Genomic DNA, 23,767 nt, shown 5'->3' on the forward strand with positions numbered 1-23,767 from the left:
GCCTCCCAAATAAATGTTGACTCCTGCAAGCCTATGCGGCAAGATGTTTTTAGTAAATAATTCATCTCACTACATTTTCCGTCTTGCGATTGGATCGCGATGAGCAAACAAAAACAAAGCGTGATTGTCCCGTTATGGGCACGAAGCATCGAGGTAGAGAAGCACGGAGGCTCACTCTTGATTAGGGGTTCTGGGCACCTCTCCAATCCCATCGAAACCAGAGATGTCGAGAACACGCGCATTTCATCTTTGGACCTTCTGCAAAAATTTCGGCGTTATGAAGTAAACCAGCTCAATAAAAAGTCACCGCCTGCCGAAGGTTCTGGCATATATCAGTTCGCCGATGCCGTTGATGATGAAAAATTGATTCAGTTCTGCCAGAAATTTGGTCCTGTATGGGGTAAAGTTCGCTCTCTAAATCGTGAAGACGACGGCACCTATACACTGACCGTTGTCCAGAGCATGAAGCAACTGAGACACGAGCAGAAAAAGTTTGCAGCCGCCACGAAATTGCTCCAACAGCTCGACCGAAATGGCAAAGCTGACAGGTTGGAAATGATGAAGGCCATGCACGACCTGCTAGACATTGATCCTAGTGTGTTAGGCACAGTGTATTTCTCAACCGAGATCATCCCTCTCGGAAAATCAAACCGAGAGAAGATTGCCGATTTCGTTCCATACGCGCAAATTGCTCTTTGTGGGGTATTGAATGATTTTCCACTTAAGCTGTTTCCTGTCCGTGGAGGTGCGATATACCTCCCCGATGTGCGAAGTGAGGGTATCCGCAATGCCATCTATTATCAATTCCATCTTGACTATCGCGCGGAGCGAGAGATAGGAACCTGCCTTCACTGTGGGCATCACTTTCCGGTTTACAGACGTGGCACAAGAGGTTGCAGCGAGAGTTGCCGGAGAGCGCTTCGCAATCGGAATTACTGGACCGAAAAAGGGGAAAGCATCAATCGCAGCAGACGTGAGAGCCGCAAATCGGAGGATCAATGAGCATCTTTAAGCGTGGAGGGGTGTATTGGTTTGAATTTGTATTCGAGGGGAAGCGCGTTCGTGTGAGCACGAAGCAGCGCAACAAGGATAAAGCGAGGACTCTGGAGGCAACCCATCGATCCAATCTCGCCAGCGGCAGATTCGGCCTTGCCGAGAGGAAGAAGATTCCCTCTTTCAAGACGGCACTGGCAGATTTCCTGAGTTGGTCAGAGCGGGAGCATCGGGCACACCCTGCCACCTATCGACGCTACGTTACCAGCAGTGTCGCGCTATTACGCCATTTCAAAGATGCGTCACTCGACAAGATCACACCCGATGAAGTGGAGCGTTTCAAGAGTGCGCGCCTAAGTCAGTACGGGACCGTCAGAGGTAAAGACAAACGCACGACAACCAATAAAAGGATTCAACCTGCCACGGTCAACCGTGAGTTGGCTTGCCTTCGTGCGATGTTCAATCACGCAATCAAGTCAGATGTGCCGTTGCGAAACCCTATTGGGAAGACAGCAGCAAAGGCTCTGCGGGAAGACAACGAACAAACCCGCGTTCTGACATATGACGAGCAGGAGAAGTATCTAGCAAGGGCAACTCCCATGCTGCGGGATGTGGCCACACTGATGCTTGAAACAGGAGCGCGACCCGAAGAGGTCTATAGGATTGAGCCGAAGAATGTCCATCTAGAAGAGAATTATTGGTTCAACCCCCACGGGAAGACAAAAGCGGCGAAGCGCCGTATCAAGCTCACGGTAACGGCCAAGGGTATATTGGCCAAGCGTATGGAGGATGCGGCGCGCCGTGCCAACGCTGATGCCACTGCTTCCAACAGCCAGGCGGACGGTAAGACTGAAGTGGATCGCGGAGAATTTCTATTTCCTTGCGAAACGGATGCGACGCGCCCTGTGCCCAAGGTCAACAATGCTCATGATCGCGCGGTGAGAGATAGCAAGGTTACGCCCTTCCGCCTCTATGATTGTCGTCATACGTGGGCTACTCGCGCAGTGGAGGCTGGGATCGACCTTGTGACGTTGGCAGCTATGTTGGGTCATGCAAAGATCAACATGGTTCTCCGATATGCTCATCCGACACAAGAGCATCAGACGAAGGCAATGGACAAGATGGAGTTGTTCGTTAGCCGGCAGAAGATTGCCCACGCCGAGCGCATGGCACCGCAAACATCATTTGCTCTTCAGTAGAAGCAGAGCAGCGTGTCGAAGCACCGAAAAGTCCTGCTCTCCCCACAATTTCCACCACAGTACAAAAGCCCTCCGATTTGGAGGGCTTCTAACTTGCTGAATCTTTGGAGGCGCGGGTCGGGATCGAACCGACGCATAAAGGTTTTGCAGACCTCTCCCTTACCACTTGGGTACCGCGCCTCGAGGATGGGCTATCTTATTATCGCAGCCCGCTGAATTGTAGGTGAAGTGTACCGCAGACAGGGCTTTTTTGGAGCGGGAGACCGGGGTCGAACCGGCGACATCTTCCTTGGCAAGGAAGCACTCTACCACTGAGCTACTCCCGCTCTCACAGGTTCAAGTATAACGGCGGAAGCCACCTACGGTCAACGCGCCAGCCACTTCGCCAGAGGAAAAGAAAGGCAGAAGAGAAAGTGAGACGTTTTTAGACAAAAGGCTGAGGTGGACTAGTAGGAAACGTTTTGCATCTGAATGGGTGACGGGAGCGAATGGGTGGTTACCTATGGGATCAATCAGATGGCGATAACACCGGAGGATCAGCGACAGATGCGGCAATGGCAAGCCGTTCTGGATTCGTCGGGAGAGGGCATCTGGGGCTTGGATCGGGAAGGAAGGTGCACGTTCGTCAATCGCCTGGCAGCGAAGCTCATGGGGTTCGATAGTGAGGAGTTACTGGGGGAAGACCTTCATGAGTTAGTGCATCGCCATCGTGCAGGCGGGAAGCATCCTTCCGCAGAAGAGTGTCCAATTTACAGCGTATTTCAGCAAAATCTACCGTTGAGCAATCTCTCCGACACCATCTTCCGCAAAGATGGAAGCTCCTTCCTCGTGGAGATGTCGGCACATCCTGTCTCGATTGAAGGAGAAGTGCTTGGGGTTGTCGTTACATTTCGCGATGCAACCCACATGCTGCAGCAACAAGACGATCTACGTAAGGTCAATGCGCAGGCAGAGCAGCGGACAGCGGAACTCAACGCAGTGATTGAGAGCCTTCCCCATGGCATTTACATCGCCACTCCAGACGGAGCGGTACGAACGAATCGATGGGCACGGACAATGAATGGGGATCGCTTCCCTGCCGAGTTGAAGACATTGCAGGGCGCATTAGCGGGTGAGGCTTCCACCGAGACAGTGCGGGTACCGGGGCACTGGATTCGAAGCGTGGCTACTCCTGTCTTGCAGGGCGGCAAAATCACAGGCGGCGTGGCGATCAATACTGACGTGACCCAGGCACGTCTGCAGGATGAAGCACTGCGCAAGTCCGAGAAGCTCGCGGCGGTAGGGCAACTCGCCTCGTCGATCGCACACGAGATCAACAACCCACTTGAGTCGATTACCAACCTGCTGTACCTGGTGCAGAAGTCAGACTCGATCGAAGAGATGAAGGAGTATGCGCAGATCGCTCAGGAAGAGCTGGCCCGTGTCACAGAGATCACCTTGCAGACGCTTCGTTTTCATCGACAGCAAAGCAAACCGACCCGCGTGGATTTAGCCGACCTGCTGCGCACCATGATGACCCTCTACACCGGGAGGCTCCTGGTGAGACGCCTTACCCTGGAGGTAAAGCTGGCAGATTCGCCGCCGGTGCTCTGCCTGGAAGGTGAGATTCGGCAGGTCTTCAATAATCTGGTGCGTAACGCGCTGGATGCAATGAGCGAAGGTGGACGGCTCCTGGTGCGGCTCCATCGGCAGACAAATTGGCTGACCGGTCAAAGCGGAGTGCGCTTAACAGTCGCCGATACAGGAGAAGGAATCAGTCCCGAGATAATGCAGCATCTCTTTGAGCCGTTTCAGACCACGAAGGAGATGATGGGCACTGGGCTGGGGCTATGGGTGAGCAAAGGCATCGTCGAAAAACATAACGGGCATATCCGAACAAAGTCGCGGCGCGGCAAAGGTCATGGCACCGTATTTACCGTATGGTTACCGCTCGATGGCAGCCCTAATCTGGCTGCTGAGGAAGATTCAGCGCGATGCGCGGACCAGCAATGATATTGGAGCGCCTGCGGACAACGCGCGGCGTTATCAGAAGGACCAAATCGCTGGAATCGGTTTCGGCAACCTTATCCGAGGTAGTGCTCTGAAAACCCGGCAGTTCGCCAAGCCCGGGAAGGCCGCTGACGGCAGAGGACTCCGTTTTACTCAATGAGCTGACAAACAAGGCAGCTTTTCCATCGTCGACAGTAATGTCAGAGGAAAACTGACGGCTCGCGAGGACAGGGATATTGTTCAAGGCCGTACCCGCCAGTGCTTCAATCTTGAGCTCGATATGCATTCTGACGGTGCCCGACTTCTGCACGGTAGGCGTGGCCTTCAGAGTCAGGCCCAGATCTTCATACTGAATCTGCGGAATCGTCACACCGGCTGAGCTTCCGGTTAGCTGCGAGAGCAGGCTGGATGCGCTGACACCATTGACCGTCACTCCGGCGAGCGAGGCCGTGCTTGCCGTTGCACCAGTGGTATAGGTCGACGTTGTGATGGGATAGCGGGTTCCGACGCGGAAATCCGCAGTCTGACCGTCGCCAACGCGAACCTGTATATCATCCAGCGCACGACTGTCGCTGGAATTCAGTGCGAGATTCAGCTTCGGAAAGACGTCGGCGGTAACACCTGCCTGGGTAAGTCCGCCTCCGAATGCTCCGATCGTCGAAGTGAGCAGTGAGCTTTGCACCAAGCCGGAGCCGATGAGGGCCAGTGCAATCTCCACATTGCTTGCTCCTGCCGGAACCAAGCCCTCCGCGATGGCCTGGTTGACCAGCGTCTGGTTCTGGCTGACGATATTGGACGCTTCTCCGGCAACACTGTAGAGACCTAGCTGCTGGGGTAGTTGAAGCCCGATATTGCGCTGGCGCGTCTTGTCGATAGCATAGAATTTGACCTCAATCATGATCTGGCTGCCGCCGTCGATCAGATCGGCCAAGGTCAGATTTACCGCCTTCAAGGTATCTTCCGGAGCCCGGAGCACAAGATCTCCAAGCCCCTTTTCCACGGTCAACTGTTTTATTTCAAATACGTTGCGTAAGACGTTCCCCAGGTCGTTGATCTCCGTCGCGGTCATACCGGGAATGCTGATAGTCTCCTGCAACTGGCGCTCCAGGCGTTCCCTGTTCTCCGGAGTATCTTTGGCAACCATGACGCTTTTGGCGTCCAGAGGAACAGCAAAGAGGCCGCACATCTCAAAGAGAACCCGGACGGCCTGTTCATAAGGCACCGATTCAAGATTGAAGCGGATCTGCTGGTGGGGGAGCGAGTCGTCGAAGACCGCACGAATCCCATAGCTTGTCATCACCTGCTGCAGGACGGCCTCGCTATCGGCTTGCAGATGGAAGCTCTTCACTCCCGGCTCAGGCATGAGCGTAATCGGACCCGCGATAGAGGCTGGCTGCTTGATCCAGGGCTCTACCTCGGGATGGAACGTGACTGGAAGAGCGCCTGGAGCCTTATGCTGCGTAACGATACGGTTCTGCGGATCGAGCAACCGGGCCTCAGTCAGCAACGTCTCTGCTTTTGTCTCCTGCCCGAGAAGATGAGCTTTCGCCGCCCCTTGTACCAACTCCGTAACTCGATGCTCGCGGGCAAGCGTAGCCGCCACAGCATAGTCATTATTGTCAGGATTGAGTGTTGCCGCCTTCTCGAACTGCGCCAGAGCAGCGGTAAGATCATTGCGTTCAAGCAGGCGCGCGCCTGCAAGATAGGCGTCTTCGGCCCGGCGAACCTGATTCTTAGTCGGCGCGGTGTGCGTGGGAGAGGGCGCTGGCGCAGCGGGCGGCTTTTGCGCCAAAGCTGTAAGCGAGAGCCCCAGCAGTGCACAGGCCGTTGTGCCACGTGTCATTGCTGTAAGCCGTGACTGAAGAGGGGAGATCATCTACTACTGGTTAGACGGGAACAACGGCTATCGGGCGCTGGCGATGCTCTGGACGCGGAGACGCTCGCTGCTGGGCGGACGACGCATTCCGTTGCGGATCGCAGCCGTGTCAAGGTCGAGCTCGGCCAGGGTGCGGCTGAGCGTATTGCGGTGCATGCCAAGCTCTTCAGCGGCCTTGCACTGGTTGCCCTTGTGATGCGCGAGGACTTCGAGGATGTAGCGCTTCTTGAATTGGCGAATGGCCTCCGCATAGGGGATGCCGGCACTGTGCATCTGCGTGATGAGACCGTCCATTTCGCGCTTCAAGATAATGTCCTCGCTTGCAAGTCCAGATTTGCGGTGCATTCTCATTGTCACTCTATTCGTGCCGTTTGATCCAATCGGGTGCGGTGTGCTTGAGTTGTTCCGCGCCGTTCAGAATGAGCTGACGAAGGTCGTGAGGTACAACGAAGGATACAGCATGCGCCCCGGCAAGGAAATAGGGAGTTAAAGAAGATTTTGCAACAGCCGTGGTTGGCGGAAGAAACGCTGTAATGGACATCAAAATAGCCACACAAAGCAGGCAGCCGCGAAGATAGCCGAAGACCGCCCCCAGCAGGCGGTCAAAGATACCCAGCCCGATAGCGTCCGCGGTATGGTGAAGCGCCTTTCCCACCAGGGCAGAGAGGATCATCACACCCACGGCAATCAATAGAAACGCCACAACATTGGCAATGGCAGTTTCTGTAATGACATGCCCAAGAACCGCCGCCAGCGCAGGATAATTCCACGAGGCCAGCAGAACACCGGCGATAAGGCCTCCCAAGCCGAAGAGCTCGATCAGGAGGCCCCGGACAAAGGCCATGACCGTCGAACAGCCGAGGATGGCGATTAGGAACCAGTCAAAATAGTTCAGGTTCATAGCTCTGTGCGACCGGTAATCAGGCGGAAGGCTTCCAGGTACTTGGCTTTTGTCTTTTCAACCACCTCCGGCGGCAACCCCGGGGCCGGAGCCTGCTTGTTCCAGCGAATGGACTCAAGATAGTCGCGGACATACTGCTTGTCGAAAGATGGCTGAGCGCCACCCGGGCTGTAGCTTTCAGCAGGCCAGTAGCGCGAGGAGTCAGGTGTAAGAACTTCGTCGGCCAGCGTGATTTCTCCGTCAATCAGCCCGAATTCAAACTTAGTATCGGCCAGGATCAATCCCCTGCTGGCCGCATGTTTGCTTGCCTTTTCGTAGATTTTGATCGTTAGGGAGCGCAGGTCTTCGGCAGGCTTCTGGCCGATGGTATCAACCATCTTCTGGAAGGAGATATTTTCATCATGGCCGACGTTATTCTTGGCGGCAGGAGTAAAGATGGGCTCGGGAAGCTTATCGGACTCGCGCAATCCAGCCGGCAGTTGAATGCCGCAGATGGAGCCGGTCTGCTGGTAGTCCTTCCAACCAGACCCAGAGATATAACCGCGAACAACGCACTCGACCGGAAACATCTCTGCACGCTTCACCAGCATGCTTCGTCCTGCCAACTGGTCGAGATATGGCTTACAAGACGAGGGGAACTCTGCGGGGTCAGCAGTGACGAGGTGGTTTTTAACCGTGTCCTGAAGCAGCTCAAACCAGAAGAGCGAGAGCTGGGTAAGAATGCGGCCCTTGTCCGTAATCCCCGTGGCGAGCACATGGTCAAAGGCGGAGATACGGTCGGTAGCGACAAAGAGAAGCTGCTGGTTGCCGAGGTCGTAGATGTCGCGGACCTTGCCGCGCGCGACAAGGGGAAGGTCACCGAGGCTGGTCTGGAGAAGGGCTTGGCTCATTGAGATGACGGTATCACTCCTTAGTAGTGATTTTAGGCGGAATTTCAGTAGAGCTTTACTACAAGGCTTCGTGCAGCATCAGGTTGCTGATTCGGAGCCGCCGGACAGGACATAAGAACGTGTTTTCCATCGGGTTCAAGCGTCGCATAGGCTCGCGAGGAATCGCACTGGCCACTGAAATAGTGCGCGGCCTGGCGGCGACGTCGAAGAAACCGTGTCCACGAAGGATGGGAATAAATCACGAGATCGAACCCGGAGGTAGGCGCGGTTCCAGTCCCCCACGCGACACGGTCGCTGGTGAAGTCGGGCCCAATGGAAACGACGGTATGGGGCGCAGGATTGAAGAGCTCGGCGAGTGGAAGGAATGGGCTTGCAGAGAGAATCGGCACGATGAGAACTATTGCAATGATCGTGGTGAGCCAGCGAGGCCGCAGGAGCGTAAAGAGAAGGAGAAAGAACTCGTAGCCCGCAATGGCAGCCCAATAGATCGCCGCATTCAGATGGTCAGAGGATGTGTTCCAGCGCGTAACAAAGAGGAGCGCGTAAAGAATCAGCGCCGCAGCGGCACAGAAGATGAGAACGTTACGCGTCTTTTGCGAGAGTCGGGACCACCGCAGCCGAACAAAAATCAATACTCCCGTCAGGATTGCGAGAGCTAAGTACGTGAGCGGGAGCATGGTTTTAGATTAAGTGTTTTGCCCAAAGTTGGGGGGAATATTTGAGACGGTTCGATCAGACACCAACAGACCGCACCGGGAAAGCAGCCTGGCATGACGGCAATCTTTTCACTCATCCCTCTTTCATCTCCGCCGATGAGAGTAATGTGCCGCAACGCACAACTTAAAACAGCGGCTTTGGGGAGACAACAGAGATGATCCGGCAGGCGATCAATTGCGATATGTGCGGAGCGGAAAAGCAGGAGACCACAAGTCATTGGTTTGTGGCTTACGAGCAGGGCGGCGAGCTGAAGCTGCGCGGGTGGGAATCGCCGAAGCAGTCCCGAAAGGATGTAAAGCATCTGTGCGGCCAGAAGTGCGCCCAGCGTCTCACCGCCAACTTCACGGCATCGGTCATGTCCTCGGGTAATGCAACCGAGGTCGCGAAGATTGTGGTTCCAGAAGTGGTGGAATCATCCGCCGTCACAACAGCAGAAACGAGCGACCGCGACGACATGTCTATTCTTCAGCGCATGGGTTACGACCGCGCGACTGCAGCGATGATTGAAGAAGAGTCATGGGCCGGCCCCGCAAAGCCCAAGGCCGCTCCGCGCACCGTGGAAAGCAGGCAGAAGATCGAGCGAGAGAGTTTCATCAACGCAACTCGCGTCAAGCCGCCGATGTCCAGGCCGTTTCAACGAATGGCCTGAGCCGACCAGCGCGGCTCACAAAATCATCGTGAGCCGCACAGCGGAAAAATCCGACTCTCTCCCCCTGTACCATTCTTCCCTACCCTGGAAAAGCACAGGAAATCCTGTACGAGCCTTTTTTGACATCGGCCCAGCCAATCCGATCAATCCATCAGGTTTAATCGGTTCGAGAATATTTTCCAAAGAAGGTGAAGCGGTAGAACCGGACAGTGCAACCATCACAGCGAAACGGACCAATACCCAAATGTTTCAAAATACGTTCATACCACCGCCGCCTCGAACGTCTCACCGACGCACGTTGGCAAACCGGGCATTTCATCCTGCAAATCTCCTATCGGGAGAGCCCTTTTGGGAGTCATCCTAACACTGATGTGTAGATTCGAAGTCAATTCACATCAAGGTGATTCTTACTGATCTGCCTCTGATACCTAAAAGAACTTCTATCCATTTGGAATGTCGCCTCGGCTCTGAACATAAGTCATATCCAACTCAGCACATTTGTCAGGCCATCCATCTGAAAAATGCTCTAATCAGTAGAGCGCTATGTCCAAGACCGCCGTTCTCCTCATCGACTGCCCTGACCGCAAAGGTCTCGTCGCCGCCATTGCCAACTTCCTCGTACAGCAATACGACGCCAACATCCTCAATGCCGACCAGCACCAGGACGTCGAGCTCGGCCTCTTCTTCATGCGTATCGAGTTCGCCACCGACGACGCCCATTGCGACGAAACAAACTTCAGCGCTGCCTTCACGCCATTAGCTCAGCAGTTCAAGATGAACTGGCGCCTCACCTTTGCCACGCCCCCACAAAACGTCGCCATCTTCGTTTCACACTATCTCCACTGCCTGGCCGACCTGCTCCACCGCCATCAGACGGGAGAGCTGAGCTGCAATCTCTCGCTCATCATCAGCAATCACGAAGCAGCAAGACCGCTCGCCGACTTCCACAAAATTCCCTTCCACTACATGCCCGTTACCTCTGCCAACAAGGTCGAGGTCGAACAACGGCAGATGGCCCTGCTGAGCGATCACTCCATCGATCTGGCTGTCCTTGCCCGATACATGCAAGTCCTCTCCCCGCAGTTCGTCCGCGCCTATCCCCAGCGTATCATCAATGTGCATCACTCTTTTCTACCCGCCTTCACAGGAGCACGCCCTTACCATGCCGCCTTCGCGCGCGGGGTCAAACTGATAGGCGCAACCAGCCATTACGTCACCGAGGTCCTCGACGAAGGCCCCATCATCGAGCAGGACGTCACCCGCATCTCGCAGAACGACCAGCTTCCCGACCTGATCCAGAAAGGCCGCGACCTCGAGCGCCTCGTCCTCTCCCGAGCTGTCCGCTGGCACCTCAGCGACCGCATCCTCTCCTACGCCAACAAGACCGTCATCTTTGCCTAACGCAGTGTCACGCGCATAAGAAAGCGCACCCGAATCCGGGTGCGCTTTCTTTTTCTTTCCTCAAAAAATTACTTGCCGGCCGCAGGCGCCCCTGTGCTGACTCCATCCAACTGGGCCTGGTAGGCGATGATCTTCTTCAGCGTCTCATAGGGAATCTGTGTAATCGGCAAAAGATGCCCGTTTACGGCCAACTCCGGAGTCTGGTTCACGCCGGAGTCTTCCGCCAGCTTCACCGAAGCATCCACCTGCGCCTTAATCGCTGGCGTAGCCGCGCATGCATCAATCGCTGCCGGGTCCAGGCCTGCCTTGGTCACAGCGTTCTTCAGCGTGGCATCGCCGGTCTCCGCGGTCAAGCCAGCCTGCGTGTCGAATACCGCTGCAGCATAAGTAAAGAAGGCGGCGTCGCTATGCTTCTGTACGCAATACCCATATGCCGCACCCTTGAATGCAAACGGATGAATCTGGGCCAGCGGAAAGGGCTGAAAGATCACACGAGCGTTGGGGAAGTCCTTCACCAGCTGATCCATCGTCGACTGTGCCTCCTTGCAGTGCGGGCACTCCAGATCGGCAAACTCAACCAGCATAAAGTCTTTGCCGGCCGCGCCACGTGCTGCGCCATCGGCATGCTCCTCGAGCGTCTTACGCAGATCGGCAAACGGCGTCGCGCCAAACGAAACCACACCGTCGCCGGCGATGACATGGTGGCCATCGGGAGTCACGAAGAACGCCGCGGTCTGCACCTTCGCATTCGGCGACTTGTCCGAGATAAAGACCACCACCTTGCTCACGCCCGGAGCAGCCGTCGTCTGAATCGCCTCGACTCGCCAGATGCGGTTGGAGTCGTATCCCCACAATGCCTTCAGAAAAGCATTTACCGTATCGACGGTCGGCGAAGCTGCGGTAAAGTACTTCGGATTTGCCGGAGGAAACGGGTCCGCTTTAGGGGTCTGCCCCAGATCATTCAACTGCAACGCCGGGGTCGGCGCTGTTGCCTTCGGTGCCGTATTTGTCGTCCCTGTCTGTGCTCCAGCTACTACCGCAACGCTGAGAACCGACGCCAATCCTGCCAACATGCATTTTGAAATCTTCAAAGAATCCTTCCCTCCGCCGCCGCTCTACGCGCGCAGCACTCCTATTACACCTGAACCTTGACCGCTATGGGAAACCGGCGTCCCGTTCCGAACGATTTTTTTGTCACCTTCAACACCGGAGCCGCCTGCTGCCGCTTATATTCGCTCCGTTCAACCAGTTGCAGAATCGATCGCACCAGGGCCACATCCACTCCCTGCTCTTCCGCAATCTGCTCGGCCGAACAATACCGCTCCACGTAGGCCTCGAGGATCGGATCCAACACCTCATACGGTGGCAGCGAATCCGTGTCCCTCTGCTCCGGCCGAAGCTCTGCCGAGGGCGGCTTCTCGATCGTCGCCCACGGAATCACCTCACACTTACGGTTGACGTACTGGCTGATCGCATAGACCTTGGTCTTCATCACATCGCCAATCACCGCCAGCGCACCCACCATATCGCCATACAGCGTGCAATATCCCGTCGACATCTCGCTCTTGTTGCCCGTCGTCAGCACCAGCGAGCCAAACTTGTTCGCCAGCGCCATCAGCAGCCCTCCACGGATTCGCGCCTGCAGGTTCTCCTCTGCCAGCCCAAAGGGCGTTCCTTCAAACAGCGGTCGCAACGTCTGCTGATACTGCGCAAACACATCATGGACCGGCAAAAGCTCAAATCTCACGCCAAGATTCTTGGCCAGCGCCCGCGCATCCTCGATTGAGCCCAGCGAAGAGTACTCGCTCGGCATGCCCACACCAAGCACGTTCTCTGCTCCCAGAGCCTGCACTGCAATCGCAGCCACCAGTGCCGAATCGATGCCTCCGCTCAACCCCACAACAGCCTTCGAGAACCCGCATTTACGAACATAATCGCGAGTTCCCAACACCAGCGCACTCCACACCTCTTCCACTTCATCCAGCGGCGCAGGGTTGCTTGCAGCTTTCATTCCGTCGGCTGCATCCGTATCGAAGATCACAATATCCTCGGCAAACGAAGCCCCTCGCGCCACAATGTTTCCCTTTGGCCCAATCACCAGCGAAGAGCCATCGAAGACCAGACCATCGTTGCCGCCCACCTGGTTCACCATGGCTACATAGGCACCGTGCCGCTCCGCCAGAGCCGTCAGCATCCTTTGGCGTACCTGCGGCTTCCCCTGCCAGTACGGCGAAGCCGAAATATTCAAAATCATGCGCGGATGTCCAGCCAGTCCCTCCGCCTGCTCTCCCCATTTCACCATCAAGGACTCAACCGGATCGACCTGATACATCGGCCTCGGCCAGAAGCCTTTGTCATTCCAGGCATCCTCGCAGATCGTGATCGCCAGTGGCTGTCCATCGACTGCGGTCAGTGCCTGGTCCCCGGCCGGCTCAAAGTAACGCTGCTCATCAAAGACGTCATAGTACGGAAGCAGCATCTTCTGCTGCACAAAACTTACCTCACCGCCGCGCAGCAGAACCGCCACATTCCGCACCCTCTTGCCCACCGGCGACGTCGCCGGCATCACTGTCCCGCACAAAATCGCAGGTCGTCCACTCCCCGCCGTCCACGCAGCGATCTCAGCCACCGCCTGGCCTGCTCTCGCAAGAAAGGAAGCCTTCTCCAGAAAGTCCGCCGGAGGATATCCGCAGACAGCAAGCTCTGGAAAAACAACAAGCGATGCGCCCTCTTCTCCAGAACGCATCGCATATTCAAGTATCTTTTTGGTGTTTCCGGCGAAGTCCCCAACCGTCGGATTAATCTGTGCGAGAGCTATCTTCACAGCCTTAAGTTTACTGCCTACGTGCCGGTTCCGCTCAAAACCACGTGCACGGTCCGCGCCAGAATCTTCAGATCCAGCCAAAGGCTCCAGTTCTCCACATAAGCTGTATCCAGCGAGATATAGCTATCGAACGAGGGGTCCTGCCTGGCCTCCACCTGCCACAAGCCGGTAATTCCCGGCAGAACGTCCAGCCTGCGCAGGTGAGCAAGATCGTACTGCTCTACCTCGGCAGCCATCGGGGGCCGTGGCCCTACCAGGCTCATATCTCCGCGCAAGACGTTATAGAACTGCGGCAACTCGTCCAGCGAGTACTTTCGCAGCACCGCGCCAACCCGTGTAATGCGAGGATCATTGGCGATCTTGAAGAGAATGCCATCCCGCTCGTTCATATGCTCAAGGTCGGCCTTCAGCTTATCGGCATTCTTCACCATGGTGCGGAACTTATAGCAGGAAAAAGTCCTTCCCTTCCGCCCAATACGCTCCGCTCCATAAAAGATGGAGCCCTCGGAGTCCAGACGAACCGCAATCGCGATTCCAAGCATGATCGGTGAAGCCACCAGCAGCGCAGCCGATGCCAACACAATGTCCAGCGCGCGCTTGAGCAGAAACGCCCCCATGGGGAAGTCCCGCCGGTGGAGCGGAATCGTCGGAAACTGGCCGATATATTCGACCGGAGCATTCCACGCCAGGCCGTCATACATGTCGGGCACTACCCGAACGTCGATCCCGGCCGTACGCGCCTCTTCCACCATGCCAATTACCAGCTTCTTGTCAGCCGGGACAGAGAAGAAGATCTCATCCACAAAAAGCGATCGCGCCAGCGAAAGGCAGTTGCGCACATCGCCAATTACCTCTGCGTCGCCCGACTCCGCCTCCCGTTCCGTCAATGCAACAAAGCCTTTAAACCGAAACCCAAGATGGTTCAGCGACTCAAGGTGGTTCCGCAGGGCATACCCTACCCGCCCGGCACCCACGATCAACACATTGCGGGTCTCCATCCCCTCCCGAAAGCGCTTGTATGCCATCCGCCGCCATATCGCGCGGCGCACACAGAGCAGGGCCGCCGAAAACAGGACCACCAGCGCGACGACAATCCGTGAGATCGCCACACCGTTGAACAAGTACAGCGCCCCGCACAGGAGCAGCCCGGAGACCAGCACCGCCTGTACGGTCATCCTCTGTTCATGCAATCCGCTGCGGTTCTGAATCGGGCCATACAGCCCATAGGACCGTGCAAAAAAGACCAGGCATGCCGCAAACCAGCCAATATACAAAAACAGCGTCCGAGGCGACGCCTCGATCAGGTCCGGGACGACATGCAGCATCGGAACCTGCGGGGGCAGGACCACCCTGACACGCAACGCCAGGATCACCGCTACAAAAACAGTTAACAGGTCCCACGAAGCCCATACCATGCTGGTCATCGAAGGACGGCGAAACAATCCAAATCGGGTCGAATAAGTTCTTCTGTCTCGAACAGCCCGTGCTCTCGCCGAAACAATAACCTGCTGCAAATAATCCGGTGTCGCCATAGCGAACGCCTCTTTACTGTGATATCTCGGGGACTTCACAGTCGGTAAGATGCCAGAAAATCACCTAGGCATGTTGCACGATCAAAAAATTCAAATGCTGCAAGAAAAAACACGGTTCAGAGCATCAGGTCCCTATGCTAACTCCAATAGATTCAGAAGCTCACAGAAACCTGCGGAAGCAACGTGTTTGAGACTTAAGGATACGTTGCCCCCTACGACATAGCAACCTAAATCTGCAAAATTTTGCTACCTCTATTAATGCATCTTGTTGATAAAAGTTGCGTTAATGCGTTTTCGCAGGCCGCACTATACCGGCACCGTCAGCTCATCAAGCGCCAGAAACTCCTTCAGCACAGGGTCTTCGCTCTCTTCCATCTCTTTCATCGTTCCAAAAAAATGCGCCTTGCCGCCGTGCAGGAACACCACCCTGTCGGCCAGTTTCTTTGCAAACCGGGTGTCGTGGGTTACGACGATGCTGGTCAGGTGAAGCTGCTGCTTCAGGCGTTCGATCAGGTCTCCTAACAGGTGGGCCATCAGAGGGTCCACCATCGTCGTCGGCTCGTCGTAGAGAACCGCCTCCGGCTGGGCCGCCAGCGCTCGCGCAATCGCCACCGATCGCTTCATCCCCGTCGACAGGTCCGAGGGCAGCAGATCTTCCATCCCCGCCACCCCCACCATCTCCAACAAACCCTTAACTACCTGCAGAATCTGTTCCTCGGCCAGCTCGCCACGCTCTCGCAGCGGAAACGCTACATTCTCGCCAACCGTCACCGAATCGAACAGCGCTCCATTCTGAAACACCATCGTCACCTTGCGCCGAATCGCCTGCAGTTCACGCTCATTGAGCCCGCAGATGTCCTCCCCGGCTACCCGGATGATTCCCTTATCCGGCTTCAGAAAGCCAAGCAGCATCTGCAATGACACCGACTTGCCCACGCCGCTACGCCCCAAAATGCACAGCGTCTCGCCCGAGTTCACACAGAAGCTGACGTCATCGAGCACCACAAAGCCGTCGAACGACTTGTAGACATGCTCAAAAGAGATATAGGAGCCCGGCTTGTTCCTGACATCCGGTACTGCCTCAGCCGCCGCCTCATTCTGCTGCGCGGCCTGCTCCATAAACTCTTCAACCACTGGAGCCACATCCGGCGAAACCTCCGCAATCAGCGAGTCGTCCCCATCGACAAGATCGGTAGTCCCAGCGTCAGACACATGGGCCGATCCCTCATGATCCGTCGCCTCCACACCCCGTTTGTTCCGCGGGTCTCTCTCGCTGTCCTGCTCGGCCATCGTCCCTGCCTTCTTTCGGCTATTGTCTTAGTCTTATCAGATGCATAACCGACCCTCCGCTATGCAGCCTGTCCTGAATTAATCAGTCTCCAGCAGTCCAGTAAAAGCCTCGGCTGCGCCAAACTCTTCGGGTGTATTCAGATTCGCAAACCACAGGTGCGATGTCGCTCGCTGTGCCTCTGTTGGCGCCCACCCATCCAAATCATTATCAAAAGCCGACAACTCTCCACTCCAGGGAAGGTTCAGGAGCGTCTCATCCGCATCCCATCCGCGCTGTGCCCCAATCGCCTTCGCGGCCTCCCTGAACACCGGAAGCAGCTTGAACTCTCCTCGCTCTACCGCCCCATGCACAAACGGCGCAACCTCATGATTTATTAGGCAAAGAGCAGGCTGCGGCCGGCCATCGACCGTAAATAAAGCTATCCTCGCATGCTGGGCCTTCATTACGCTCTTCGTCCACGCATACAGAAAACCCGCAGGCAGAAAAGGCATATCCACAGCCATAAACAGGCTCCACGCCTTCGTCGAATGTGCCAGCGCAGCCTCTATTCCGCCCAGCGGCCCACAGCCTTCATGCAAATCCCGAATTAGCGGCGCATATGCCTCCAGCTCTTCCCTGTTTCCAAGGATAGAAACCTCCGCGCAGACCTGCCGCAACTTCTCTACCGCCCGCAAGACCAGCGGCTTACCCGCCAGTTCCAGTAACGCCTTGTCCCGTCCCATGCGCGAGCTCTTCCCACCCGCCAGCACGTACCCGCTCACATCAGACGGAGCCAGCCCCACCATCAGGCTCCCAGCAGGATAAAGAACCGCACAATCGATTCGATCCCGCGATGAAAGTTGGCCAGATGGAACTTCTCATTCGGAGCATGAAGATTGTCGTCCGGCAGCCCAAACCCCATCATCACCGTAGGAATCTTCAACTCGCGCTCAAAGTCCCCCACAATCGGAATCGATCCGCCCCCGCGCACAAACACCGTCTCCTTGCCAAAGACCTCGTGCATCGCCTCCGTGGCCGCCCGAACATATTCATTGTCCGTGCTCACCACAATGGCATCGCCCGCGTGAATCAACCTCACCTCAAGCTCAATTCCCTTCGGGCAGATCGACTCGACATACGCCTTGTACTGCATAAAGCTCTCCGCTGGGGTCATATCCGGAACCAGCCTCATGCTCACCTTCGCCAACGCCTTCGCCGGAATCACCGTCTTAGCGCCCGCTCCGATGAACCCGCCCGGCATCCCATGCACATCGAGCGTAGGCCGCGCCCACGTCCGCTCCAGCACGCTATACCCCGGCTCCCCCGTCAGCGCGACCGAACCCACCTCGGTCTCACGATAGTGCTCCTCGTCGAACGGCAGCGCCTTCCATGCCTTCAGCTCCGCAGCCGTAGGCTTCTGCACCTTGTCATAAAACCCCGGAATCAGGATCTTTCCATCCTCATCCTTCAGCTTCGCGATCACTTGCGCCAGCGCCACAAACGGATTCGGCGCTGCACCGCCATACATCCCCGAGTGCAAATCCGTGCGCGCCCCCCACGCCTCAATCTCGGTGTAGATCATCCCCCGCAGGCCGACGCACAGCGTAGGCAGCTCCGGCGCAAACATCTCCGTATCGGACACCAGCGCAACATCGGCCTTCAACTGCTCGCCATCGTTCCGTACAAACGCGGCAATCCCCTCGCCGCCGACCTCTTCCTCGCCCTCGACGATCACGCGCACATTCACCGGCAGCTTTCCGCCCCCCGCCGCCATCAACGACTCCAGCGCCTTCACGTGCATCCACATCTGCCCCTTGTCATCTACCGCCCCACGCGCATAGATGTTCCCATCCCTCTCCGTAGGCTCAAACGGAGGCGTCTTCCACTCGTCCAGAGGATCGGGCGGCTGCACATCGTAGTGTCCATAACAAAGCACCGTAGGCGCTGCCTTCCCATCCGCGCCCGGAGCAGCATGAAGCCAGTCCGCATAGACCAGCGGATGCCCGATCCGCATCGGCACCCTCCGCGCATGCCCCTCCTCGTCCACAATCATCTCTTCGGGCGTACTCGTCTCAATCAGGCGGACGTTCTCCATCCCAATCCGCTTCAACTCTGCAGCCACAAACTCAGCCGCCCGGCGCACATCACCCACGTGCTCCGGCAGGGTGGAGACCGAAGGAATCCGCAGCAGAGCCTTCAACTCCTCCACAAACCGCGCCTGATTCTCCTTCGCAAACCCAACCGCAGCCGTCGTAAGATTCGTCTTCACCGCTCCACCCCCAGACCACGCTTCCAAGATCAACTTACTCGGACCCTTGTTTCACATCTCTACCAACAACGGCATCACAACCGAAGCAGTAAGAGCACGTCATCTCGACCGAAGCGAAGCGCAGTGGAGAGGCCCCTGTATTTCGCCTTTACCCGTTCTAAATCCAAACCATAAAACCCGATCTTACCGGCGATACTGCTCGTCGCTGACATGCTCCATCCAATCGACGACCTTGCCATCCAACCGCTCCTGAATCGCAATGTGACTCATGGCCGTCGTCGGTGTAGCGCCGTGCCAATGCTTCTCCCCAGGTGCGAACCAGACCACATCGCCGGGATGAACTTCCTCGATCGCCCCGCCCTCCCGCTGAACCCATCCGCAGCCTGCAGTAACAATCAAAGTCTGTCCCAGCGGATGCGTATGCCACGCGGTGCGCGCTCCCGGTTCAAACGTGACGCTGGCGCCAGCTACCAATGCCGGGTCGGGAGCCTGAAAGAGAGGGTCGATCCGCACAGTGCCGGTAAACCAATCTGCCGGACCCTTACCTGATGCCTGAGAACCGATGCGTTTGATTTCCATCCCCACATTCTACCCATCCTGCCCGTCACCCCTGATCAACCTATAGAATTGGCCCCGCACGAACATTCATGCATCCAACGTAGAAGGAGTGACATAACCATCGAATGCAATCCAAGGAGATGAAACATGACCACTTCCCAGCAAGACGGCACCATGGTCGACAAGCAGGCGCAGTTCGATCTACTTAAAGAGATAGCCAGCTCCGAGCAGAAGAAACCCTGGCCCTCGGGTCACTACGCCAAGACCCTCTTTAAAAAGCACGACTTCCGCATCGTCCTCATCACAATGGAAAAAGCCGCAAAGATGAAGGAGCACCACGCCGACGGAAGCATCTCCATCCAGGTACTCAAGGGAAAGGTTCGCCTCAACGTCAATAGCCATCCCCATGAGCTCAGCCCCGGCAATCTCTTCACTCTGGCCGCCTCTATTCGCCACGATGTCGAAGCACAGGAAGACTCCGCCTTTCTGCTGACCATCTCCTGGCCCAGCGACGAGGAGCTGGCGGCCATGAAGCACCGCGGCTACGGCACCTAAACCGAAAAGGACTCGCCAAGTGGCAACCTACAAGATCAAGCTGAAGCGCCGCAGTGAAGTAGCCTCCGGCACTATGGCCTTTCACTTTGAAAAGCCGGAGGGCTTCACCTTCGAGCCAGGGCAATGCGGCGACTTCACCCTCCCTAATCCACCTCAGAACGACTCCGAGGGCAACAAACGCAGCTTTTCACTTGCCTCCGCTCCCTATGAAGACGACCTCATCATCGCCACACGCATGCGCAACACGGCATTCAAGCGCTCCCTGAAGCTCATCGACCTCGGGACCGAACTTGACCTTGAAGCTCCCTGGGGCGAGCTGACCCTCCACGAAGACGCTCGCATCCCCGCCGTCTTCCTCACCGGAGGCATCGGCATCACACCCGTCCGCAGCATCGTCCTTCAAGCTACGCACGACAAACTGGACCACCCACTCTTCGCCTTCTACTCCAACCGAACCCCGAACGACGCTGCCTTCCTCGACGAGCTGGCCGCCGCACAAAAGACGAATCCCAACTTCACCCTCATCGCCACCATGACAGAGGTAGAAAACTCTCACACCAAGTGGGACGGCGAAACCGGCTACATCACCGAAGCCATGCTCAAAAAGTATCTACCCGATCTTAGCCACCCGATCTACTACCTCAGCGGGCCACCCGAGATGGTCGCTGCCATGCAAAAGCTCCTCAAAAAATCCGGCGTGCAGGAAGCCAATATCCGCGCTGAAGAGTTTTCCGGTTATTAAGAGACCAGGAATTGGCTATTAAGTAGTTCAATATTAAATAATTGACTTAGTAAATAGTTGAATCACTAAACTATATTTCTGAGACAGAGACCCATGCTCAAGCTCAAACGAGTCTACGAAGCTCCCGCTAAAGAAGATGGCACTCGCATCCTCGTAGATCGCCTCTGGCCCCGAGGCCTGACGAAAGAAAAGGCCAAAGTCGATCTCTGGCTCAAAGACGTCGCTCCCAGCACCGAGCTAAGAAAATGGTTCGCCCACGATCCGGCCAAATGGCACGAATTTCAAACCCGCTACAAAGCCGAGCTGAAAAATAACCCCGAACAGGTAGCGCTCCTAAAGAAAGAAGTAGCCAAAGGCCCGGCAACCCTCCTCTACGGAGCCAAAGACGAACAGCACAACGAAGCCATCGTCCTCCAGCAGTTGCTAAATAAATAGCCCCAAAGCACATCACCTCGACCGGAGCTGTACGAGAGCACGTCATCTCGACCAAAGGCGGCGCTTCTTGCCGCCGTAGTGGAGAGACCCCTGTATTTCTTTGTCGGTTCTCAATGCGTGAATCGGTGTTCGCAGTCCATCATCCCCGGCTGGGAGCCGTCCCCAACAGCTCTCGCGCAATCACCATCCGCTGAATCTCGCTCGTCCCCTCGCCGATCGTGCACAGCTTCACATCGCGATAAAACTTCTCCGCCGGATAGTCCTTGATAAACCCATACCCTCCATGAATCTGCACGCCTTCCTCGCAGATGCGGCACGCCGCCTCGCTGGCAAACAACTTCGCCATCGCCGACTCCCGCGTCACCCGCAGCCCCTTATCCTTCATCTGCGCCGCACGCATCGTCAGCAGCCACGCAGCATCCAACTGGGTCGCCATATCCGCCAGCTTGAACTGGATCGCCTGAAACTCGCTGATTGCCTTGCCGAACTGCCGCCGCTGCTGCGCATACTTCATCGCCGCATCGAGCGCCCCCCGCGCCATCCCCAGGCTCAACGCGGCAATCGAAATCCTACCGCCATCCAATACCCGCATCGCATCCTTGAATCCCTCACCCAACTTCCCCACGAGGTTCTCCCCCGGAATCTCGCACTCCTCAAAGATCAGCTCCGAGGTATCGCTGGCGCGCAGCCCCAGCTTGTTCTCCTTCTTCCCTGCGCGAAACCCCTTCGTCCCTTTCTCCACCACAAACGCCGAGATGCCTCGCGTCCCTTGCTCACGGTCAGTCACCGCCAGCACCACCGCACAGTCGGCATAACTCCCATTCGTGATAAAGGTTTTGCTCCCATTCAGCACCCACTTATCGCCACGCTTCACCGCCGTCGTCCGCGCCCCCGCCGCATCCGACCCCGACCCCGGCTCGGTCAAGCCCCACGCTCCCAGCCACTCCCCGCTCGCCAGCTTCGACACCCACCTCTGCCGCTGCTCGTCGTTGCCCGCCAGCATAATGTGGTTCGTGCAAAGCGAGTTATGCGAAGCCACAATAATCCCCACGCTGCCATCGACCCGCGACAGCTCCTCCACCGCCAGCACGTATTCCACGTAGCCCATCCCCGCACCGCCCAGCGCCTCGGGAAAGATCACCCCCATCAACCCCATCGCTCCCAGCTTCTTCACCACCTCGGCAGGAAACAGACTCTTCTCGTCCCACTCCGAAACATGCGGCGCAATCTCCCGCTCGGCAAACGCCCGCACCTCTTTTCGCAACTGTTCCTGTTCGTCGGTCAGTCCAAACATCGGCGCACCCCCAAACCATAACTAAAACTAATCAAGCTATCACATCCACGCATACTTCGGCATCAAAAGAAAGAGCCCAGCATCGCTGCTGGGCCTTTCTAAAGAATCCTGCTAAAGCTATCCGCGCAATGCCATCTGCTCGGTAACAATCTGCGTCAAATCAGGCTTCTTCAAGCCATGCTGCTCTTCATTGAACTTGTCCACCTTACTCGACCAGTTCATGCTGCAGAACTTCGGCCCGCACATCGAGCAGAAAGCCGCTTCCTTGTAGTAGTCATCCGGCAGCGTCTCATCGTGCATCCCCCGAGCCGTATCCGGGTCAAGCGACAGCGCAAACTGCTTGTCCCAGTCGAACGTATACCGCGCATGCGAGATCGCATCGTCCCGATCGCGTGCTCCCGGACGGTGTCGCGCAATATCAGCCGCATGAGCAGCAATCTTGTAGGCGATGATGCCGTCCTTTACGTCCTTCTCATTCGGCAGGCCCAGATGCTCCTTCGGAGTCACATAGCAGAGCATCGCCGCGCCATGCCATCCAATCATCGCCGCGCCAATCGCGGACGTGATGTGGTCGTATCCCGGAGCGATATCCGTCACCAGCGGCCCCAGCACATAGAACGGAGCGCCGTCGCAAAGCTCGACTTCCTTATCGACCTGCTCCTTGATCTTGTCCAGCGGCACATGCCCCGGCCCTTCGATCATCACCTGCACATCGCTCTTCCACGCCTGCCTCGTCAACTCGCCCAGCGTCTTCAACTCGGCGAACTGAGCCTCGTCGCTGGCATCTGCCACGCAACCCGGCCGCAGACCATCGCCCAGCGAGTAGCTCACGTCGTACTTCGCCATAATCTTCGTGATCCGGTCGAAGTTCTCATACAGGAAGTTCTGCTTGTGGTGCGCAGTCATCCACTGCGCCATAATCGCGCCGCCGCGGCTCACAATACCGGTGATGCGCTTGGCCACCAGCGGAACATACTGAATCAGCACACCGGCATGGATCGTGAAGTAGTCCACACCCTGCTGCGCCTGCTCCTCAATCACTTCGAGATACAGGTCGATATTCAGGTCTTCCAGCTTCTTCACACGCGAAAGCGCCTCATACAACGGCACCGTGCCAATCGGCACCGGTGAGTGCCGCAGAATCTGCTCGCGAATCATCGGGATATCGCCGCCGGTTGAAAGATCCATCACGGTATCGGCGCCAAAGTGCACGGCGGTATGCAGCTTCCGCAACTCTTCATCGACGTTCGACACCAGCGCCGAGTTGCCGATATTCGCATTGATCTTGCACAGCGACTCCACCCCAATCGCCATCGGCTCCAGCTCAACGTGGTTGATGTTGGCTGGAATAATCATCGTTCCTTTGGCAACCTCGCTCCGCACCAGCTCGGCCGCAATCTTCTCGCGCTGCGCGACATAGGCCATCTCTTCGGTAATGAGGCCTTTGCGCGCAAAGTGCATCTGCGACATGTTGGTGTCACCCGTACGCTCGGCCTCAGCCTTGCGCTTTACAATCCATTCCGCTCGCCCCGTCGGCACCTTATATCCGTTGCCGTTCGCCGCGCCACCATCCAAATGCTGCCCGTTGCCATTGCTGTTCATCAATTTTCCTCGCTCAAAAACGGCGCTGTTATCGAGTTAGTATACGCCGCCGGAGCGATTGAAAGCGGTTG

The 23,767-nt window shown here is 56.6% G+C and carries 22 protein-coding genes and 2 tRNA genes; 8 read left to right on the forward strand and 16 right to left on the reverse strand.

The window, feature by feature from the left end:
• Window positions 1-99: 99 nt before the first annotated feature.
• Window positions 100-1,002, forward strand: coding sequence for a hypothetical protein (locus IEW09_RS09160; RefSeq protein WP_188553847.1), 903 nt, complete (start codon window positions 100-102; stop codon window positions 1,000-1,002).
• Complete coding sequence (locus tag IEW09_RS09165) at window positions 999-2,192, forward strand: tyrosine-type recombinase/integrase (RefSeq protein ID WP_505661218.1); 1,194 nt, start codon at window positions 999-1,001, stop codon at window positions 2,190-2,192. Before IEW09_RS09160 ends, IEW09_RS09165 begins: the two co-directional genes overlap by 4 nt.
• 105 nt (window positions 2,193-2,297) lie before the next feature.
• On the opposite strand, the gene IEW09_RS09170 is transcribed toward IEW09_RS09165, so the two are convergent.
• Window positions 2,298-2,372: transfer RNA gene (locus tag IEW09_RS09170), tRNA-Cys, on the reverse strand.
• Window positions 2,373-2,443: 71 nt separating this feature from the next.
• Window positions 2,444-2,518, reverse strand: a tRNA-Gly gene (locus IEW09_RS09175).
• A 166-nt stretch (window positions 2,519-2,684) separates the two neighbouring features.
• Between IEW09_RS09175 and IEW09_RS09180 the strand changes: the two genes are divergently transcribed.
• A complete protein-coding gene (locus IEW09_RS09180) occupies window positions 2,685-4,184 on the forward strand; it encodes an ATP-binding protein (protein WP_229739209.1) in 1,500 nt (499 codons plus the stop codon).
• Here the strand turns inward: IEW09_RS09180 and IEW09_RS09185 are convergent.
• The 5 genes from IEW09_RS09185 to IEW09_RS09205 are packed head-to-tail and all read right to left on the reverse strand — an operon-like array spanning window position 4,135 to window position 8,525.
• Entirely contained in the window at window positions 4,135-6,057 is a 1,923-nt protein-coding gene (locus IEW09_RS09185) for a secretin GspD/PilQ domain-containing protein (protein WP_188553849.1), read from the reverse strand. The two genes, IEW09_RS09180 and IEW09_RS09185, sit on opposite strands and share 50 nt — an antisense overlap.
• Before the next feature lie 27 nt (window positions 6,058-6,084).
• Entirely contained in the window at window positions 6,085-6,363 is a 279-nt protein-coding gene (locus tag IEW09_RS09190) for a helix-turn-helix domain-containing protein (protein WP_188553850.1), read from the reverse strand.
• A 52-nt stretch (window positions 6,364-6,415) separates the two neighbouring features.
• Window positions 6,416-6,958: a CvpA family protein gene (locus IEW09_RS09195; protein ID WP_229739210.1), complete on the reverse strand. Its 543-nt coding sequence runs from the start codon at window positions 6,956-6,958 to the stop codon at window positions 6,416-6,418.
• Window positions 6,955-7,848 (reverse strand): phosphoribosylaminoimidazolesuccinocarboxamide synthase, encoded by an 894-nt coding sequence (locus IEW09_RS09200; protein ID WP_188553851.1) that lies wholly within the window; start codon window positions 7,846-7,848, stop codon window positions 6,955-6,957. Before IEW09_RS09200 ends, IEW09_RS09195 begins: the two co-directional genes overlap by 4 nt.
• A 44-nt stretch (window positions 7,849-7,892) precedes the next feature.
• Entirely contained in the window at window positions 7,893-8,525 is a 633-nt protein-coding gene (locus IEW09_RS09205) for a hypothetical protein (protein ID WP_188553852.1), read from the reverse strand.
• Between the two features lie 194 nt (window positions 8,526-8,719).
• Between IEW09_RS09205 and IEW09_RS09210 the strand changes: the two genes are divergently transcribed.
• Together IEW09_RS09210 and purU are read left to right on the forward strand one after the other, a co-directional pair.
• Entirely contained in the window at window positions 8,720-9,214 is a 495-nt protein-coding gene (locus IEW09_RS09210) for a hypothetical protein (RefSeq protein ID WP_188553853.1), read from the forward strand.
• A gap of 543 nt (window positions 9,215-9,757) precedes the next feature.
• Window positions 9,758-10,615, forward strand: a complete 858-nt coding sequence (purU, locus tag IEW09_RS09215; protein ID WP_188553854.1) for a formyltetrahydrofolate deformylase — start codon at window positions 9,758-9,760, stop codon at window positions 10,613-10,615.
• Window positions 10,616-10,683: 68 nt separating this feature from the next.
• Here purU and IEW09_RS09220 read toward each other — a convergent pair whose 3' ends face one another.
• The 7 genes from IEW09_RS09220 to IEW09_RS09250 form a co-directional block, all read right to left on the reverse strand.
• Complete coding sequence (locus IEW09_RS09220) at window positions 10,684-11,706, reverse strand: DsbA family protein (protein WP_229739211.1); 1,023 nt, start codon at window positions 11,704-11,706, stop codon at window positions 10,684-10,686.
• A 44-nt stretch (window positions 11,707-11,750) separates the two neighbouring features.
• Window positions 11,751-13,439 carry an NAD+ synthase gene (locus IEW09_RS09225; RefSeq protein WP_188553855.1) on the reverse strand — a complete coding sequence of 563 codons (1,689 nt, stop codon included), beginning with the start codon at window positions 13,437-13,439 and terminating at the stop codon, window positions 11,751-11,753.
• Between the two features lie 17 nt (window positions 13,440-13,456).
• Window positions 13,457-14,863 carry a sugar transferase gene (locus IEW09_RS09230; RefSeq protein WP_229739212.1) on the reverse strand — a complete coding sequence of 469 codons (1,407 nt, stop codon included), beginning with the start codon at window positions 14,861-14,863 and terminating at the stop codon, window positions 13,457-13,459.
• Between the two features lie 414 nt (window positions 14,864-15,277).
• Window positions 15,278-16,261: an ABC transporter ATP-binding protein gene (locus IEW09_RS09235; protein WP_188553857.1), complete on the reverse strand. Its 984-nt coding sequence runs from the start codon at window positions 16,259-16,261 to the stop codon at window positions 15,278-15,280.
• A gap of 78 nt (window positions 16,262-16,339) precedes the next feature.
• Window positions 16,340-17,047 (reverse strand): molybdenum cofactor guanylyltransferase, encoded by a 708-nt coding sequence (gene mobA, locus IEW09_RS09240; RefSeq protein ID WP_188553858.1) that lies wholly within the window; start codon window positions 17,045-17,047, stop codon window positions 16,340-16,342.
• Window positions 17,047-18,510: a dipeptidase gene (locus tag IEW09_RS09245; RefSeq protein WP_188553859.1), complete on the reverse strand. Its 1,464-nt coding sequence runs from the start codon at window positions 18,508-18,510 to the stop codon at window positions 17,047-17,049. Before IEW09_RS09245 ends, mobA begins: the two co-directional genes overlap by 1 nt.
• A gap of 183 nt (window positions 18,511-18,693) precedes the next feature.
• Window positions 18,694-19,089: a (R)-mandelonitrile lyase gene (locus IEW09_RS09250; protein ID WP_188553860.1), complete on the reverse strand. Its 396-nt coding sequence runs from the start codon at window positions 19,087-19,089 to the stop codon at window positions 18,694-18,696.
• A gap of 126 nt (window positions 19,090-19,215) precedes the next feature.
• Between IEW09_RS09250 and IEW09_RS09255 the strand changes: the two genes are divergently transcribed.
• The 3 genes from IEW09_RS09255 (at window position 19,216) to IEW09_RS09265 (ending at window position 20,800) form a co-directional block, all read left to right on the forward strand.
• Window positions 19,216-19,623 (forward strand): cupin domain-containing protein, encoded by a 408-nt coding sequence (locus IEW09_RS09255; protein ID WP_188553861.1) that lies wholly within the window; start codon window positions 19,216-19,218, stop codon window positions 19,621-19,623.
• A gap of 19 nt (window positions 19,624-19,642) precedes the next feature.
• The gene (locus IEW09_RS09260; protein WP_188553862.1) at window positions 19,643-20,365 is read left to right on the forward strand and encodes an FAD-dependent oxidoreductase; all 723 of its coding nucleotides are present in this window, start codon (window positions 19,643-19,645) and stop codon (window positions 20,363-20,365) included.
• Between the two features lie 93 nt (window positions 20,366-20,458).
• Window positions 20,459-20,800, forward strand: coding sequence for a DUF488 domain-containing protein (locus IEW09_RS09265; RefSeq protein ID WP_188553863.1), 342 nt, complete (start codon window positions 20,459-20,461; stop codon window positions 20,798-20,800).
• A 139-nt stretch (window positions 20,801-20,939) separates the two neighbouring features.
• Here the strand turns inward: IEW09_RS09265 and IEW09_RS09270 are convergent, their stop codons facing one another.
• Window positions 20,940-22,094, reverse strand: a complete 1,155-nt coding sequence (locus tag IEW09_RS09270; RefSeq protein WP_188553864.1) for an acyl-CoA dehydrogenase — start codon at window positions 22,092-22,094, stop codon at window positions 20,940-20,942.
• Between the two features lie 117 nt (window positions 22,095-22,211).
• Window positions 22,212-23,696, reverse strand: a complete 1,485-nt coding sequence (gene thiC, locus IEW09_RS09275) for a phosphomethylpyrimidine synthase ThiC (protein WP_188553865.1) — start codon at window positions 23,694-23,696, stop codon at window positions 22,212-22,214.
• Between the last annotated feature and the right edge of the window lie 71 nt (window positions 23,697-23,767).

Origin of the sequence: Edaphobacter dinghuensis (assembly GCF_014640335.1) — a bacterium.
GTDB lineage: Bacteria > Acidobacteriota > Terriglobia > Terriglobales > Acidobacteriaceae > Edaphobacter > Edaphobacter dinghuensis.

What these genes read in the sequence shown, in the direction of transcription:
- IEW09_RS09160 (WP_188553847.1), top strand. Translation starts at nt 100, where the DNA reads ATGAGCAAACAAAAACAAAGCGTGATTGTCCCGTTATGGGCACGAAGC.
- IEW09_RS09165 (WP_505661218.1), top strand. Translation starts at nt 999, where the DNA reads ATGAGCATCTTTAAGCGTGGAGGGGTGTATTGGTTTGAATTTGTATTC.
- IEW09_RS09185 (WP_188553849.1), bottom strand. Translation starts at nt 6,057, where the DNA reads ATGATCTCCCCTCTTCAGTCACGGCTTACAGCAATGACACGTGGCACA.
- IEW09_RS09195 (WP_229739210.1), bottom strand. Translation starts at nt 6,958, where the DNA reads ATGAACCTGAACTATTTTGACTGGTTCCTAATCGCCATCCTCGGCTGT.
- IEW09_RS09200 (WP_188553851.1), bottom strand. Translation starts at nt 7,848, where the DNA reads ATGAGCCAAGCCCTTCTCCAGACCAGCCTCGGTGACCTTCCCCTTGTC.
- IEW09_RS09205 (WP_188553852.1), bottom strand. Translation starts at nt 8,525, where the DNA reads ATGCTCCCGCTCACGTACTTAGCTCTCGCAATCCTGACGGGAGTATTG.
- IEW09_RS09210 (WP_188553853.1), top strand. Translation starts at nt 8,720, where the DNA reads ATGATCCGGCAGGCGATCAATTGCGATATGTGCGGAGCGGAAAAGCAG.
- purU (WP_188553854.1), top strand. Translation starts at nt 9,758, where the DNA reads ATGTCCAAGACCGCCGTTCTCCTCATCGACTGCCCTGACCGCAAAGGT.
- IEW09_RS09230 (WP_229739212.1), bottom strand. Translation starts at nt 14,863, where the DNA reads ATGACCAGCATGGTATGGGCTTCGTGGGACCTGTTAACTGTTTTTGTA.
- IEW09_RS09235 (WP_188553857.1), bottom strand. Translation starts at nt 16,261, where the DNA reads ATGGCCGAGCAGGACAGCGAGAGAGACCCGCGGAACAAACGGGGTGTG.
- mobA (WP_188553858.1), bottom strand. Translation starts at nt 17,047, where the DNA reads ATGGTGGGGCTGGCTCCGTCTGATGTGAGCGGGTACGTGCTGGCGGGT.
- IEW09_RS09250 (WP_188553860.1), bottom strand. Translation starts at nt 19,089, where the DNA reads ATGGAAATCAAACGCATCGGTTCTCAGGCATCAGGTAAGGGTCCGGCA.
- IEW09_RS09255 (WP_188553861.1), top strand. Translation starts at nt 19,216, where the DNA reads ATGACCACTTCCCAGCAAGACGGCACCATGGTCGACAAGCAGGCGCAG.
- IEW09_RS09265 (WP_188553863.1), top strand. Translation starts at nt 20,459, where the DNA reads ATGCTCAAGCTCAAACGAGTCTACGAAGCTCCCGCTAAAGAAGATGGC.
- IEW09_RS09270 (WP_188553864.1), bottom strand. Translation starts at nt 22,094, where the DNA reads ATGTTTGGACTGACCGACGAACAGGAACAGTTGCGAAAAGAGGTGCGG.
- thiC (WP_188553865.1), bottom strand. Translation starts at nt 23,696, where the DNA reads ATGAACAGCAATGGCAACGGGCAGCATTTGGATGGTGGCGCGGCGAAC.